This window comes from uncultured Lutibacter sp. (genome assembly GCF_947495725.1).
Lineage (GTDB): Bacteria > Bacteroidota > Bacteroidia > Flavobacteriales > Flavobacteriaceae > Lutibacter.
This window is the reverse complement of sequence record NZ_CANLZZ010000008.1, coordinates 63,339-79,110: the sequence shown is the minus strand read 5'-3', so window position 1 is coordinate 79,110 and position 15,772 is coordinate 63,339. Positions and strand designations below refer to the sequence as shown.

The 15,772-nt window shown below is 30.3% G+C and carries 11 protein-coding genes; 9 read left to right on the top strand and 2 right to left on the bottom strand.

Going from position 1 to position 15,772, the window contains the following annotated elements; translation table 11 throughout:
* The first annotated feature begins 453 nt into the window (after positions 1-453).
* From gcvP to Q0776_RS16555, 3 genes are all read left to right on the top strand, one after another.
* Positions 454-3,294 (top strand): aminomethyl-transferring glycine dehydrogenase, encoded by a 2,841-nt coding sequence (gcvP, locus tag Q0776_RS16565; RefSeq protein WP_298370747.1) that lies wholly within the window; start codon positions 454-456, stop codon positions 3,292-3,294.
* 229 nt (positions 3,295-3,523) lie between these two features.
* Positions 3,524-4,516 (top strand): pyruvate dehydrogenase (acetyl-transferring) E1 component subunit alpha, encoded by a 993-nt coding sequence (gene pdhA, locus Q0776_RS16560; RefSeq protein ID WP_298370745.1) that lies wholly within the window; start codon positions 3,524-3,526, stop codon positions 4,514-4,516.
* Positions 4,516-6,165, top strand: a complete 1,650-nt coding sequence (locus Q0776_RS16555; protein ID WP_298370743.1) for a 2-oxo acid dehydrogenase subunit E2 — start codon at positions 4,516-4,518, stop codon at positions 6,163-6,165. The genes pdhA and Q0776_RS16555 overlap by 1 nt, the downstream gene beginning before the upstream one ends.
* A gap of 342 nt (positions 6,166-6,507) precedes the next feature.
* Here the strand turns inward: Q0776_RS16555 and Q0776_RS16550 are convergent, their stop codons facing one another.
* Complete coding sequence (locus Q0776_RS16550; RefSeq protein ID WP_129365147.1) at positions 6,508-6,759, bottom strand: type B 50S ribosomal protein L31; 252 nt, start codon at positions 6,757-6,759, stop codon at positions 6,508-6,510.
* Positions 6,760-6,878: 119 nt separating this feature from the next.
* Between Q0776_RS16550 and Q0776_RS16545 the strand changes: the two genes are divergently transcribed.
* From Q0776_RS16545 to Q0776_RS16520, 6 genes are read left to right on the top strand one after another with little or no spacing between them, the layout of a single operon-like run.
* Complete coding sequence (locus Q0776_RS16545) at positions 6,879-7,913, top strand: glutaminyl-peptide cyclotransferase (RefSeq protein ID WP_298370734.1); 1,035 nt, start codon at positions 6,879-6,881, stop codon at positions 7,911-7,913.
* A 30-nt stretch (positions 7,914-7,943) separates the two neighbouring features.
* Positions 7,944-9,467, top strand: coding sequence for a hypothetical protein (locus Q0776_RS16540; RefSeq protein WP_298370731.1), 1,524 nt, complete (start codon positions 7,944-7,946; stop codon positions 9,465-9,467).
* A gap of 3 nt (positions 9,468-9,470) precedes the next feature.
* Positions 9,471-10,151 carry an SDR family oxidoreductase gene (locus Q0776_RS16535; RefSeq protein WP_298370728.1) on the top strand — a complete coding sequence of 227 codons (681 nt, stop codon included), beginning with the start codon at positions 9,471-9,473 and terminating at the stop codon, positions 10,149-10,151.
* Positions 10,152-10,739 carry a SprT-like domain-containing protein gene (locus Q0776_RS16530; RefSeq protein WP_298370725.1) on the top strand — a complete coding sequence of 196 codons (588 nt, stop codon included), beginning with the start codon at positions 10,152-10,154 and terminating at the stop codon, positions 10,737-10,739.
* 4 nt (positions 10,740-10,743) lie between these two features.
* On the top strand, positions 10,744-11,823 hold the full coding sequence (locus Q0776_RS16525) for a mannose-1-phosphate guanylyltransferase (protein WP_298370723.1): 1,080 nt from the start codon (positions 10,744-10,746) through the stop codon (positions 11,821-11,823).
* A gap of 11 nt (positions 11,824-11,834) precedes the next feature.
* Complete coding sequence (locus Q0776_RS16520; RefSeq protein ID WP_298370721.1) at positions 11,835-13,265, top strand: DUF389 domain-containing protein; 1,431 nt, start codon at positions 11,835-11,837, stop codon at positions 13,263-13,265.
* Here the strand turns inward: Q0776_RS16520 and Q0776_RS16515 are convergent.
* Positions 13,262-15,673, bottom strand: a complete 2,412-nt coding sequence (locus tag Q0776_RS16515) for a TonB-dependent receptor (RefSeq protein WP_298370718.1) — start codon at positions 15,671-15,673, stop codon at positions 13,262-13,264. The genes Q0776_RS16520 and Q0776_RS16515 overlap by 4 nt on opposite strands.
* Positions 15,674-15,772 lie beyond the last annotated feature (99 nt).

The window sequence follows — 15,772 nt, the reverse complement described above, 5'->3', positions numbered from 1 at the left end:
CAATTAATGAATTTAAATTAAAACTTGTAAAAAAAGTAAGATATAATAAACTCCCAGAAGAAAAAACAACCAAAGTTATTAACAAATTTTTACATTGTTGAAACCAAACTTTAAACCAACTTAATCGCTTTGATTTAATTTCATAAAAACGGATTAAATTATATGAAATTATAATAGAAAACCCCACAAAAAAAGGTGTTAAGTTATTGTAAACATTATATTTTAATAAGGTTATTTTACAAATACAAAACCCAGCAATAGCAACATGAATATTACTAAAAATATAAAAATCAACTATTCTTTTTAAAGCCAGCATTGGACAAAAATACAATTTAAAAACCTAAAAAATTCTTGGTTAACAAAATATCATAATTAAGTAACAATAGGCTAATTACATTCTGTAATTTTCAGTAATTTTGAAGCTTAAAATAATTATTTATACCAACTAATTAAATGAAAACAGATTCTTTTGTTTTAAGACACGTAGGACCGCGTGAAAAGGAAGTTAATGAAATGGTTAAAACTATTGGAATTAACTCTATAGATGAATTAATTTACAAAACTATCCCAGATGATATATTGCTTAAAAATGAGTTGAATTTACCTGAAGCCCTAAGTGAATTTCAGTACATACAACACATTAGAAAAGTATCTGAAAAAAATCAACTATTTAAAACCTATATTGGTTTAGGTTACCATCCTACCATTTTACCTGGTGTAATTCAAAGAAATATTTTAGAAAATCCAGGTTGGTATACTGCGTACACCCCATATCAAGCAGAAATTTCTCAAGGACGTTTAGAAGCCTTGTTAAATTATCAAACAATGGTATCAGAATTAACTGGAATGGAATTAGCCAATGCATCATTACTAGATGAAGGAACTGCGGCGGCTGAAGCAATGATTATGCTTTTTAATACTCGTTCAAGAGCTCAAAAGAAAAATAATTCAACTTTGTTTTTTGTTTCAGAAGAACTATTTCCACAAACCGTGGATGTTATAAAAACAAGAGCTTTACCATTAGGAATTGAATTGGTTTTTGGAAAGCATTCCGAATTCAATTTTACCGACAATGTTTTTGGAGCTATAGTACAATATCCAGGAAAATATGGAAAAGTAAATAATTTTAAAAGTTTTGTTGAAGAAGCAAATAAAGCCGAAGCAAGAGTTGTTGTTGCGGCCGACTTATTGAGTTTAACGTTATTAACACCACCAGGAGAATGGGGAGCCGATGTGGTTGTTGGAACCACACAACGATTTGGAATACCAATGGGTTATGGAGGTCCTCATGCAGGTTATTATGCAACAAAAGAAAGTTATAAACGCGATATTCCCGGACGAATTATAGGTGTTACAAAAGATAAAGATGGAAACCGCGCCTTACGTATGGCTTTACAAACTCGTGAGCAACATATTAAGCGCGAAAAAGCCACATCAAATATATGTACTGCACAGGTTTTATTAGCTGTTATGGCAGGAATGTATGGTGTTTATCACGGCTCTAATGGAATTACATATATTGCTCAAAAAATCCATAATTTGGCCACCACACTAAATATAGGCTTAAACCAATTAGGATTATCACAGGCAAACAAAGCTTTTTTCGACACACTTATTGTAAAAGTTACTGACAGTCAAAAGATTAAAAATTTATCTGAAGCTAAAGAAATTAACTTTTTCTATCCATCAAAAGATGAAGTTCTTATTGCAATAAATGAAACTTCAACTTTAAATGATATTAATGAAATATTATCAATTTTTGCCGAAGCTGAAAACAAAGAAACCATTGTTTTTGAAACTTTAACTGAAAGTTCAATTTCGGAAGAAATAAAACGTACAAGTAGTTTTATGACTAATGAGGTTTTTCGAAAATACCATTCGGAAACTGAAATGATGCGCTATATTAAAAAATTAGAACGAAAAGATTTATCTCTTAATCATTCTATGATTTCTTTAGGCTCTTGTACTATGAAATTAAATGCAGCATCGGAAATGCTACCTTTAAGTTGGCCTATTTGGGGAAATATCCATCCATTCGCACCAATAAATCAAGCTCTAGGATACCATCAAGTATTTGAAGAATTAGAAGCTGCATTAAACGAAATTACAGGTTTTTATGCAACTTCTTTACAACCAAATTCTGGTGCACAAGGTGAATATGCAGGCTTAATGGTTATAAAAGCCTACCATGAATCTAGAAATGAAGGTCATAGAAATATTTGCTTAATTCCTTCATCGGCACATGGAACTAATCCCGCATCAGCAGTTATGGCAGGAATGAAAGTTGTTGTTACAAAAGCAACAGCCGAAGGAAATATTGATGTTAATGATTTAAGAGCAAAAGCAGAATTACATAAAGATAATTTAGCCGCACTTATGGTTACTTACCCATCCACTCATGGAGTTTTTGAAAGTAGCATTATTGAAATTACTGATATTATACATAAAAATGGTGGCCAGGTTTATATGGATGGTGCTAATATGAATGCCCAAGTTGGAATTACAAATCCGGCTACAGTTGGCGCAGATGTATGCCATCTCAATTTACATAAAACTTTTGCCATCCCACACGGTGGTGGTGGACCAGGAGTTGGCCCAATTTGTGTTGTTAAGCATTTAGCTCCTTTCTTGCCCTCAAACCCAATTATTCCTACTGGAGGAAAAAATGCAATTACTGCTATTTCTTCAGCTCCTTGGGGATCTGCTTTAGTTCTATTGATTTCCTATAGTTACATTAAAATGTTAGGTGCTAAGGGATTAAAAAAATCAACAATTAATGCAATTTTAAATGCCAATTATTTAAGAGTTAAATTACAAGATCATTATAGTATTTTGTATTCAGGCGAACAAGGTTTTGCTGCCCACGAAATGATTGTCGATTTTAGAGAGTTTAAATCAAAAGGAATTGAAGTTGTGGATGTTGCAAAACGACTTATGGATTATGGTTTTCATGCTCCAACAGTCTCTTTTCCAGTTGCAGGAACTTTAATGATTGAACCAACAGAAAGTGAAAATAAAGCTGAGTTGGATAGATTTTGTGATGCTTTAATAAGCATTAAAAAAGAAATTGAAGAATCTACAGATATTGAAAATTCGGTAATAAAAAATGCGCCACATACTTTAGAAATGTTAACATCTGATAATTGGAGTTACAATTATTCTAGAACCAAAGCCGCATATCCTTTAAATTATTTAAAGGAAAATAAATTTTGGCCTACAGTGCGAAGAATTGATGATGCCTATGGTGATCGGAATTTAAATTGTTCATGCAATCCAATTGAGGATTATATGTAATAATTTGTAATTCAGTATAAAACCCTAAAGCTCACAAAACAAAGCTTTGGGGTTATATGATTATTAATTAGGCCACCCTTTTTTAAAGATTACTTAAAAAAATAGCAACAATTCTTAAAAAATTGTTATTTCGGATACAATCTTTTGAAAAATAAGTTAACATACTTTTATACTATTGTGTAAAATAGTACTTTTGCACTTCTATTGAAACTAAATATTTTATTCATAAATGAAAAAATTCACGAAACAAACTTATATCAATTGGTATAAAGACATGCTTTTTTGGAGAAAATTTGAAGATAAGTTAGCAGCTCTTTATATTCAACAAAAAGTTAGAGGTTTTCTTCACTTGTATAATGGCCAAGAGGCTGTACTAGCTGGAGCATTACACGCAATGAATGAAAATGATAAAATGATTACTGCTTATCGTAATCATGTGCAGCCAATTGGTTTAGGAGTTGATCCAAAAAGAGTTATGGCTGAATTATTAGGAAAAGATACAGGAACTTCGCGCGGAATGGGTGGTTCAATGCATATATTTTCTCCCGAACATAATTTTTATGGTGGGCATGGAATCGTTGGAGGACAAATTCCTTTAGGTGCTGGTTTAGCCTTTGCTGACAAGTATTTTGAAAGAGATGGAGTTACACTAACTTATTTTGGAGATGGTGCTGCACGCCAAGGTTCTTTACATGAAACTTTTAACATGGCAATCAACTGGAAACTTCCTGTAGTATTTATTTGTGAAAATAATGGATATGCAATGGGAACATCGGTTGAACGTACAGCAAATCACGATGATATCTGGAAATTAGGTTTAGGTTATGAAATGCCTTGTGGACCTGTAGACGGAATGAATCCTGTTAAAGTTGCCGAAGCAATGCATGAAGCAATTGAAAGAGCAAGAAGAGGTGATGGACCAACTCTATTAGATATTAAAACATATAGATATAGAGGGCATTCAATGAGTGATGCCCAACATTACAGAACTAAAGAAGAGGTTGAAGAATATAGAAAAATTGACCCAATTTCTCAAGTATTAGATGTTATTAAAGCTAAAAAATATGCATCTGATGATGAAATTAAAGCTTGGGATAAAGAAGTAAAAGAAAAAGTAGCTGAATGTCAAAAGTTTGCTGAAGAATCTCCATTCCCAGACAAACAATTATTATACGACATAGTATACGATCAAGAAGATTATCCATTTTTAAAACATAGATAATGGCAGAAATAATTACAATGCCCCGATTAAGCGATACAATGACTGAAGGAGTTGTCGCTGAATGGTTAAAAAAAGTTGGTGATAAAGTTGAAGAAGGAGATATTCTTGCTCAAATTGAAACTGATAAGGCAACCATGGAATTTGAGTCCTTTAACGAAGGATATTTATTACACATTGGATTACAAGTTGGAGAAACGGCTCCGGTTGATAGCTTACTTGCTATTATTGGTGAAAAAGGTGAAGATATTTCTGAATTGTTAGCTGGAAATAAAGCTCCAGAAGTTAATAAGGAAGAATCATCATTACCTGTTGCTGAAAAAGAAGTCAGTGCTTCTACGGAAACAACATCTGCGGAAGATACTTTTGTTGTTCCAGATAATATTACAGTTGTTACTATGCCTCGCTTAAGTGATACTATGACTGACGGTACAGTAGCTGCATGGTTAAAAAAAGTTGGCGACCAAGTTTCGGAAGGAGATATTCTTGCGGAAATTGAAACTGACAAAGCAACCATGGAATTTGAATCTTTTAACGAAGGAACCTTATTATATGTAGGGTTACAAGAAGGAGAAAATGCACCTGTTGATTCTTTATTAGCAATTATTGGCGAAGCGGGAACCGATGTAACTGAAGTTGTGTCCAAATTTAAATCTGCTTCTACCGCTCCAGCTGCTGAGGAGAAAGCACCAGCTGTTGAAAAAGAGACTCCTAAAACTGTTTCTGAAAATGCATCTGCTACCACTGCCACTGCAACCAAAAGAGTGAGCGCTATAAATTCTGAAAATGGACGTATTATTGCTTCTCCATTAGCAAAAGCATTAGCAGAAGAAAAAGGAATAAATTTAGCCAAAGTAATTGGTACGGGTGATAGTGGAAGAATTATAAAAATAGATATTGAAAATTATAACCCTGTAGTTGAGGTTGCCGCTAATACGGCTGCCAGCGTTTTAGCCGCTCCCTCTGGAGAAATAAGTAGAACTGAGGTAAAGAATTCTCAAATGCGTAAAGCAATTGTTAAAGCTCTAGATAATTCTCAAACTACAGCTGTAAACTTTACAGTTACAATGGATATTGACATGGACAATGCCATTGCATCTAGAAAAGTAATAAATTCAATACCTGACACAAAAATTTCTTTTAATGATTTAGTTGTTAAAGCTACAGCTATGGCTTTAAAATCTCATCCACAAGTGAATACTGAGTGGACAAATGAACAAACCATCTATAACAACCATATCTCTATTGGAGTTGCTGTTGCAATAGAAGATGGATTAGTAGTTCCTGTAATCCCTTTTACAGATACTAAGAGTTTAACTCAAATTGGTGCTGAAGTAAAAGAATTAGCAGTTAAAGCAAAAAACAAAAAGTTAACTCCAGATGAAATGTCGGGCTCTACTTTTACAGTTTCTAACTTAGGTATGTTTGGCGTGGATCATTTTACTTCTATTATTAATCAACCAAATTCAGCAATTTTATCTGTAGGTGGTATAAAACAAAAACCTGTTGTTAAAAATGGGGAAATTGTTGTTGGAAATGTAATGACATTAACTTTAGCATGTGATCATAGAACTATTGATGGTGCCGTAGGTGCTGCATTTATGAATACATTAAAAGAGTATATAGAAAATCCAGTAACTATGTTAGCATAGTTTATAATGAATTTAAAAAAAACCATTGTTTTCACAATGGTTTTTTTTTATGCCCTTAATTTTTATAAACATCTTCTTTTTTTATAAAGTAAAACAAGACTTTAAAATCATTTAAACTTTTAAATAAACTTATCCTTAAGTTTACACCTTTTTTACTTCTCTAAATTATGGTTTATTCAATAAAAACCATAGTAGACGAAATGTTAGCTACTAAATCTTTTAATTATATGGCTTGGTTAAATTCTTTAACAAAAAGAAAAACTTAACTATTGACATAAACATTTTACAACAAAAAATCCCCAACTTACGTTGAGGATTTTAAATATTTTAATTCTAAATTGCTTATTTCTTAAATTTAGCATATTTAGATTTGAACTTATCAATACGTCCTGCAGTATCTATTAATTTAGATTTACCTGTATAAAAAGGATGTGAAGTTCTTGAGATCTCTAATTTTACTAATGGGTATTCTACACCATCTACTTCAAGAGTCTCCTTCGTATTTACTGTTGAACGGGTTAAAAACACATCTTCATTTGACATATCTTTAAATGCTACCATTCTATAATTTTCTGGATGTATACCTTTTCTCATTGTGAACTCGTTTTAATGCTGTTTTATTTTTCAGACTGCAAATTTAACTATATTTTTGAAACTTCAAACAAATAATTTATTTTATTTACATAAAAATTAATAAAAAGCTATTTTAAGTTATGTCAAACAAATCATTTTTAGGATTATTTCTCTTTTTGTTCATGGTTTCTTGTAAAAGTGAGTATAAATTTATTCTTAATACTCCCACTAAAATTAAATCTAATGAAACTTTAAAAATTTCTATTTCAGAAAAGGAAGGAAAACCTATAAAATCTGTTCAGTTTTCAATTGATTCTAAAAAAATTAGTTCAGAAGGAACATCGGTAGAAATAAACATTAAAGATTATAAACTTGGCAAACACCAAATAACGGCATTAGTTTTTTATGAAGACAAAACTAAAAAGGAAACAAAAACTGTTTATTTTATGGCAGATTCATCTCCTGAAATATACACCTATAAAGTTGTGAATACATTTCCTCACGATGAAAAATCCTACACCCAAGGTTTAGAATATTATAACGGGTTTTTATACGAAGGTACAGGTAGAAAAGGATCTTCATTTATTAGAAAAGTAGAATTAAAAACAGGGAAATCACTTCAGCAAAAAGATTTAGACGAAACATATTTTGGAGAAGGAATAACTATTTTAAACAATAAAATATATCAACTTACTTGGCAAAGTGGAATAGGCTTTGTTTATGATTTGGAATCTTTTGAAAAGGAAAAAGAGTTTAAATATACCAAAAGTCGAGAAGGATGGGGACTTGCAAATAATGGTAAACAGCTAATAAAATCGGACGGAACCGAACGAATTTGGTTTTTGAACCCAGAAACTTTAATAGAAGAAAGCTATATTGAAGCCTACACTAATAAACAAAAAGTTGAAAAACTAAATGAACTTGAATTTATTAATGGAAAAATTTACGCTAATATTTGGCAAAAAAATTCTATTTTAATTGTTGATCCTACAACTGGTAAAGTAGATGGTGTTGCGGATTTAAACGGATTAAAAGCACTTATTGAAAAAGAACAAAATTTAACTGAAGACGATGATGTTTTAAATGGAATTGCTTTTGATAAAGAAAATAATCGTTTGTTTGTTACAGGCAAACATTGGAGTAAATTATACGAAATAGAACTTTTAAAGAAATAGTTTTCTATTTTTACTTTTTAAATTAATTAAATGCGGCACCTATTTCTCATCTTTTTAATATTAACGCTAATCTCAACTTCTTCTTGCAGAAAAGATTTTGGAGCGAGCTTAAACTCAGGAAAATTAACATTTTCAAAAGACACTGTTTATTTAGATACCGTATTCACAAATATTGGGTCGAGTACCTATAATTTAAAAGTCTACAATAAAAGTAATAATGCAATTTCAATTCCTTCAATAAAATTAGGGCGAGGCGAAAATTCAAATTATAGATTAAATGTTGATGGAACTCCAGGTAAAACATTTGAAAATGTACAAATCTTAGCCAATGATAGTATTTATATTTTTATAGAAACAACCATTAATTATAACAACGTAACAAACCCTATTTATAAAGATTCAATTATTTTTGACTCAAGTACCCAAGAACAATATGTACAATTGGTAACTTTAGTAAAAGATGCCAATTTTTTATATCCGTCAAAAAATTCAAATGGAATAATTGAAACCATCAATATTGGAATAAATCCAAACGGAGAACCAATAAAGATTAATGGGTTTTATTTAGATAACGACACAACATTTGATAATGATAAACCTTATGTAATTTATGGATATTGTGCTGTTCCTGAAAATAAAACGCTAACAATAAAAGCAGGAACTGTAATTCACTTTCACGAAAAATCTGGAATTATTGTAGATAAAAATGCTACACTTAAAATTGAAGGTGAATTAGGTAACAAGGTTTTATTTGAAGGCGACAGATTAGAACCTCAATTTAGCGAAGTTCCAGGACAATGGGGCGCTATATGGTTAAGAGCCGGAAGTAAAAACCATTCAATAAACCACACTTTAATTAAAAATGCTACCATAGGAATAATTATGGATTCTATAGGAAGCAAAAATACGCCTACATTATCTATAAAAAATACGGAAATTTATAACTCGTCAAACTTTGGAATTTTAGGAAGGGAAACAAACATTGAAGGTGCAAACCTTGTAATAAATAACAGTGGGCAAGCATCATTAGCTTGTATAATTGGAGGAAAATACAATTTTACACATTCAACTTTTGTTAATTTTTGGAATAGTAGTTTAAGAGAATACCCGAGTGTACTTATTAATAATTATTATTCTTTTTTTGAAAATGGAGCGCAAATTATTCAAACTCGAAATTTATACGAAGCCAATTTTTCAAATTGTATTATAGATGGAGGTTCAAATATTGAATTAGTTCTTGATAAAGTAGAAGGTTCTTTATTTAACTATTCTTTTAAAAATAATTTAATACGCTTTAATGATTTTAGTAACGATTATTTAACCATTCCTGAATATAATTTTGAAGATAACAATCACTTTTCTGAAAATATTTTAAATGGAAAATCAGATTTTAAATCCCCTAACACCAACCAATTAATAATAGGAACAAACTCTGATGTAATTGGAAAGGCAGATATTAATGAATCATTAAAAGCACCTATGGATATTTTAGGCATTTTAAGAACTTCACCTGCCGATATGGGAGCATACCAACACACACAATTTGAAAATTAAAAAATGAAAAACATAATAATTACAGGCACAAGTCGAGGTATTGGATTTGAACTAGCTCAACTATTTGCAAAGAACAGTTACAATGTACTAGCTTTATCAAGAAATACTGAACCACTTTCAAAATTAAACATTAAAAATATTTCAACCATTTCTGTTGATTTATTATCCGAAAAAGACCTGAAAAAAGTAACTGATTTTGTTTCTAATAATTGGAATCAAGTGGATATTTTAATAAACAATGCGGGTAAACTTATAAATAAACCTTTTGACCAATTATCGTCTAAAGATTTTATGGATGTTTACCAAGTTAATGTCTTTGCTATTGCCGAATTAACTAAGCAACTACTTCCCTATTTAAAAGAAGGAAGTCATGTAGTTAATATTAGTAGTATTGGTGGAGTTCAAGGTAGTTTAAAATTTCCTGGATTGGCTGCTTATAGTTCCTCTAAAGGGGCTTTAATTACATTAACAGAATTACTGGCTGAAGAGTATAAAGAAAAACAAATTTATTTTAACGTATTAGCACTAGGAGCTGTACAAACTGAAATGCTTGAAGAAGCCTTTCCTGGCTACAAAGCTCCTGTTTTGGCTAATGAAATGGCTGAGTATATATATAATTTTGCTTTAACTGGAAATAAATTTTACAACGGAAAAATTTTACAAGTTTCATCAACAACTCCATAAATGATTAAAGAAGTTTCTAAATACATTCCAACAGCTTCTATTAATTTAATTGGGGAAATTTTAGTAAATAATCCTATAGAAATTAAAATAGTAAATAAACGTGTAACTAAACATGGAGATTTCAAAGTTTTAAAAAACAGAAAAACTCAAATTACTATAAATAATAACCTTAACAAATATCAATTTTTATTAACGTTAGTTCATGAAATTGCCCATTATATAACATTTAAAGAAAATAAAAGGGTTAAGCCTCACGGAAAGGAATGGAAAAGAAATTTTCAACATTTAATGTTACCTTTTATAAATCCTGCTATTTTTCCCGAAATACTAATTCCTTTACTAGCAAATTACCTTAAAAATCCAAAAGCAAGCACCGGGTCAGATGTTTCACTCACCTATGCTTTAAAGCAATTCGACGAAAATTCAGAAAAGAGTTTTATCTTTGAGATAGCTTGCGGTAGTAATTTTAAATTTAAAAATAAAATTTACAAAAAAGGAAATTTAAGAAGAACCCGATTTGAGTGCTTAGAATTAAATAGTAAAAGAATATATTTATTTAATCAAAACGCTGAAATTGATAAATTATAGTATTATGAATAAAAATTATTACGCAGTTATTATGGCAGGAGGAATTGGAACTCGATTTTGGCCAATTAGTACCAGCCAGTTCCCTAAGCAATTCCACGATATGCTTGGCACAGGAGAATCCTTAATTCAGAAAACCTTTACACGATTTGAAAGTTTAATTCCTTCAGAAAATATATTAATTGCCACCAATAAAAATTACGAAAACTTAGTTTTAGAGCAGTTGCCAAAAGCCACCAAAAAACAACTACTTTTAGAGCCTACAATGAGAAATACAGCCCCTTGTATTCTTTATAGCGCCATTAAAATTTATAATGAAAACCCAGATGGTATTATGATTGTTGCACCATCTGATCATTGGATTGAAAACGAAAAAGAATTTTTAGCAAATGTTAAAACCTCATTCGATTTTTGTAGTGAAAACAATGCTTTATTAACTCTTGGAATTGAACCATCTAACCCAAATACTGGTTATGGTTATATAAAATATGACAAATCAACAAGTAAGGACATAAAACGCGTAAAAAACTTTACTGAAAAACCTAATTTAGAAACCGCAAAGTCATTTTTACAAAGTGGAGACTATTTATGGAATGCAGGAATTTTTATTTGGAGTGTAAAAAGTATTATAGAACAATTTAAAACTCACTTACCTGAAATGTTTTCTTTATTTGAAAAAGGAAATATGTGCTACAATAATACAAAAGAAGAAAGTTTTATTCTAGAAAATTATCCAAAGACCGAAAATATATCTATAGATTTTGGAATTATGGAAAAAGCTGAAAATGTATTTGTTTTACCTGTTAATTTTGATTGGAACGATTTGGGCACTTGGGGTTCACTTTACAACAAATTAGATAAGGATACTAATTCTAATGCTTCAATTGGTGGCGATTTTATTTTTAGAGACTCCAATAATAATATAATTCGAACAGAATCTGGAAAAAAAGTAGTTATTCAAGGGTTAAGTAATTTTATAGTTGTGGAAAAAGATGATGTTTTATTAATTTGCCCTAAAAATAAAGAACAAGAAATTAAAGAAATAACAGCTGAAGTTAAATCTAAATTTGGAAATAATTTCGTTTAAACCAATGTTTTATGGAAAAAGAAAATAACATTCAAGAACAAATTTCTCCTAACTCTAATACACCTCCACCAAGTGATATTAATGGTGTTATATCTAGTATTTATAAGTTTTTTGTTGAATTACTTGAAATACGAAAAGATACTGACAAAAAGGGTACCATTGAAGATATTAAAGGAAATATATCAATGAAAGGACATACGGCTTGGGTATTAGTTTTTTCAATTTTAATTGCCTCTATTGGCTTAAATGTTAGTTCTACAGCTGTTGTTATTGGAGCGATGCTTATATCGCCTTTAATGGGTCCAATTTTAGGAGTTGGGTTGTCAATTGGCATTAATGACATTGACACTTTAAGACGTTCTTTAATAAACCTTGGAGTAATGGTAGGCTTAAGTCTATTAACTTCAACACTATTTTTTATATTTCCAATTTTCCAGAATGAAACCCCTGAAATATTAGCAAGAACCGCACCCGATGTAAGAGATGTTTTTATAGCTATTTCGGGTGGTTTAGCGCTTATAATTGCAATAAGTCGAAGAAATCAACAAACAAATACAATTGCGGGTGTTGCAATTGCTACAGCATTAATGCCTCCTCTTTGTACAGCTGGTTACGGATTAGCCACTTGGAATTTAGCCTATTTTGGAGGAGCTATGTTTTTATTTACCATAAACACCATATTTATTGCATTAGCAACTTTTGTAATTGTTAAATTTTTGCGTTTCCCAATGCTTAAATACATAAACTCTGCAAAAAGAAAACGTATTGCACGAACTGCTTCATCAGTTGCACTTTTAGTTTTTGCAGGTAGTATTTATATGTTCTTTAACTTGTTTCAAGAAAACCAATTTAGACAAAATGCCCAAAATTTTATTAATGCCATTAAAGAAAGTGGTATAAGTATAATTGATGAAGATGCTGATAATATAAAATATCCTGAAAAAACCATAAGCATGGTTGTCTATGGCAATAAATTATCTGAAAAAGACCTTGAACTTTGGAATTCTAAATTACCCGACTACGGACTCGAAAACACAAAACTAATTGTACAACAAGGTGTTGACGATTCGGACTTAAGACATGAAGTTAAAAATTTATCAGATTTATATATTCAAAATCAAAAAATTATTTCTTCAAGAGATGAAACAGTAAAAGAAAAAGAAGAAAAAATTAAGCTCTTATCAGAACAATTACATAAATATGAATCTAATCAAATACCGTTTGTTCAAATAAGTAAAGAAGCACAAATTAACTACAATGGTTTATCAAAACTAAGTTATGCTAGATTAATTGAAACTAATTTTAATTCTGTGGATACAATAATGGTTTTTAACGCAAAATGGCACGATTCTGTTCCAAATGTATCAAACCAAAAATTACTACTAAATAAATGGCTTAAAACACGTTTAAATTTAGATACGTTACTTTTAAATAACAATTAAAAATCTAAAATCACCCCAAATCTCGGCAGCACATTTCCCGATGTATTTTCTATTTCTTCAAGATTATATCTTGAAGAATCAGAAGAATTTACAACCTTATTTCCATTAGAGTCTAACAATGGCAGTAAATATGATTGCGATTTAGATTCACTAGCATATACATTTTGTATATCAAAGTAAAAATTTAGTGACATTTTATTCCAATACCAAGTTTTATCAATTCTAATATCTAATTGATGATAAGTGTCAAATCGCTCGGAATTTAATTTTGTGTAGTCTAAAATACCACTATTTGTTACATCGTAATTTTCAATTAAGGAAGATGAATTAATGTCGTAAGGTGTATATGGTTGCCCACCAACTAAACGAAACTTACCTCCTATTTCCCAATTCTTTTTTAATTTTTCACCAGCAGTAATTGTAAGTAAATGTCTGTTATCCCAAGATGAAGGAATATAATCCTTTAAAGCATTTTGAAACTCACTTTTCACGAAAGTGTACGACATAATTCCGTATAATCCACCATATGACTTTTTTTGAGCTAATATTTCAAAACCATATGCCCTTCCATTTGAAGTAGATGTTACCTCTTCATTTCCAACCACACCAAAATCAGAACCTAAATTTGCCAAACTAATTTGATCTCTAACCGAAAAAGGGTAGTTTTTATACGATTTATAAAATGTTTCGAACGATATTTTTGAAGTTGTGTTTGGATTCATCTCTAATCCTGTTACATAATGAGTTGCCTCAATATATTTTAATCCGTTATTCTTATTTACCAATTCGTTTAAGTTATTCCTATAACCTAACACAGTATAAGCCGGAAGTTGGTTATATATTCCAGTTGAAGCATTAAAGTTTAATTTACCATTTAACTTATAACTAAAAGAAATTCTTGGAGAAAACTGGTTCAACGGAGACTGCATTTTATTATTATAATTATTTGCATCTAATCTAACTCCCAAAGAAATACCCAATTTTGAATCTAAATATCTTTTCGAAATTTGTCCGAATATACTATACTTTAACATTGACAATTCCGATGAAAAATCAATTTCTGAAACTCCAGATGAATTTGCTAATTGCTGAAAAGTACTATTCGTGTATTTTGCAGATTCTAAACCAACACCAAAATTTAACTTATAACTATTTTTTAGCGTTGAAGTATTTTCAAATCTAAATTTATTCTCTATTTCTCGAGAATTATAATTTAGAATTAAATCTGAAGGAATATTTGTGTTATTAAAATACTTTTTTGCCTCATTATTCCATTCATTTCTACTTAAAATATATTGTTGCATCGAATTTTCTCTATAATGTTTGTAGGAAACACCAACTGTATAATTCCATTGCTCTTGAACTGGAATATTACTTAAAATATATCTGTTTCTTTTAATAGTTTCTTCATCGGTTACATTATCATTTACATCTTCATTCAATTTAAAAGTATCTACCGCCCCCAAACCAATGAACGAAATTTCATCAGTTTCCGATAATTGATGTTTTACTTTAAACTGAAAATCGTTATAGGTAGGTAAAAATGGAAGTTTAATTAACTTAAATAAAAATTGAAGATAAGATTGGCGCATAGAGGCTATAAAAGTTGTTTTGGAACTCAATGGTCCTTCTAATGTAATTCCTGCGTCAGAAGTCCCAAAAGTAGCTCTAGTGTTCAATTTATCAGGATTTCCATCCTTTTGTGTAAATTGAATTACAGAACTTAAAGCATTTCCGTTATTTGCAGAAAAAGCACTTGTATAAAAATCTACCTTTCTAATTAAATCTGCATTTAAAATACCAACAGGACCACCAGAAGATCCTTGGGTTTGAAAATGATTTATTACAGGAACTTCAATTCCATCTAAATAAAATTTATTTTCAGATGGAGCACCACCTCTAATAATAATATCGTTTCTAAAACCGGGATTTGAAGCTACACCTGGCAATGACTGGATAACTTTTAAAATATCTCTATTTCCTCCTGGGTTTTTTTCAATCTCTGCAATGCCTAAAGTTTGAACTGATAACGGGCTTTCCAAAGATTTTTTAAATAACTTACTTTGAATAACAACCTCACTTAATTGTTCATTCGTTTGAACCATTTCAATAACTATAAATGGAGATTTTTCAATTGTCACTAAATAATCATCCGATATTTCTGTTTCATACCCTAAAATTGAAGCTCTAATTTTTACATAGCCCAAAGGAACATTTTTAATTACAAACTGTCCGTTTTCATCGGATACCTCCCCTATTGCTGTACCATCAATAATTACATTTACAAAAGGAATAGCTTCTCTACTTGAAACATCCATAATTTTACCAGAAACTGTTCCCTTATTTTGGGAAGTTCCCACAAGGATATTTGAAATTAATAATACTATTAATAAAACACTCTTTTTCATTTAAAAACTATTTACAATTACAAATATAGTATTTTTGTTTAACTTATTTATTCTTTTATTAAACATTTTGATTAGTAATCAAAAAAAACCTCAAACGTA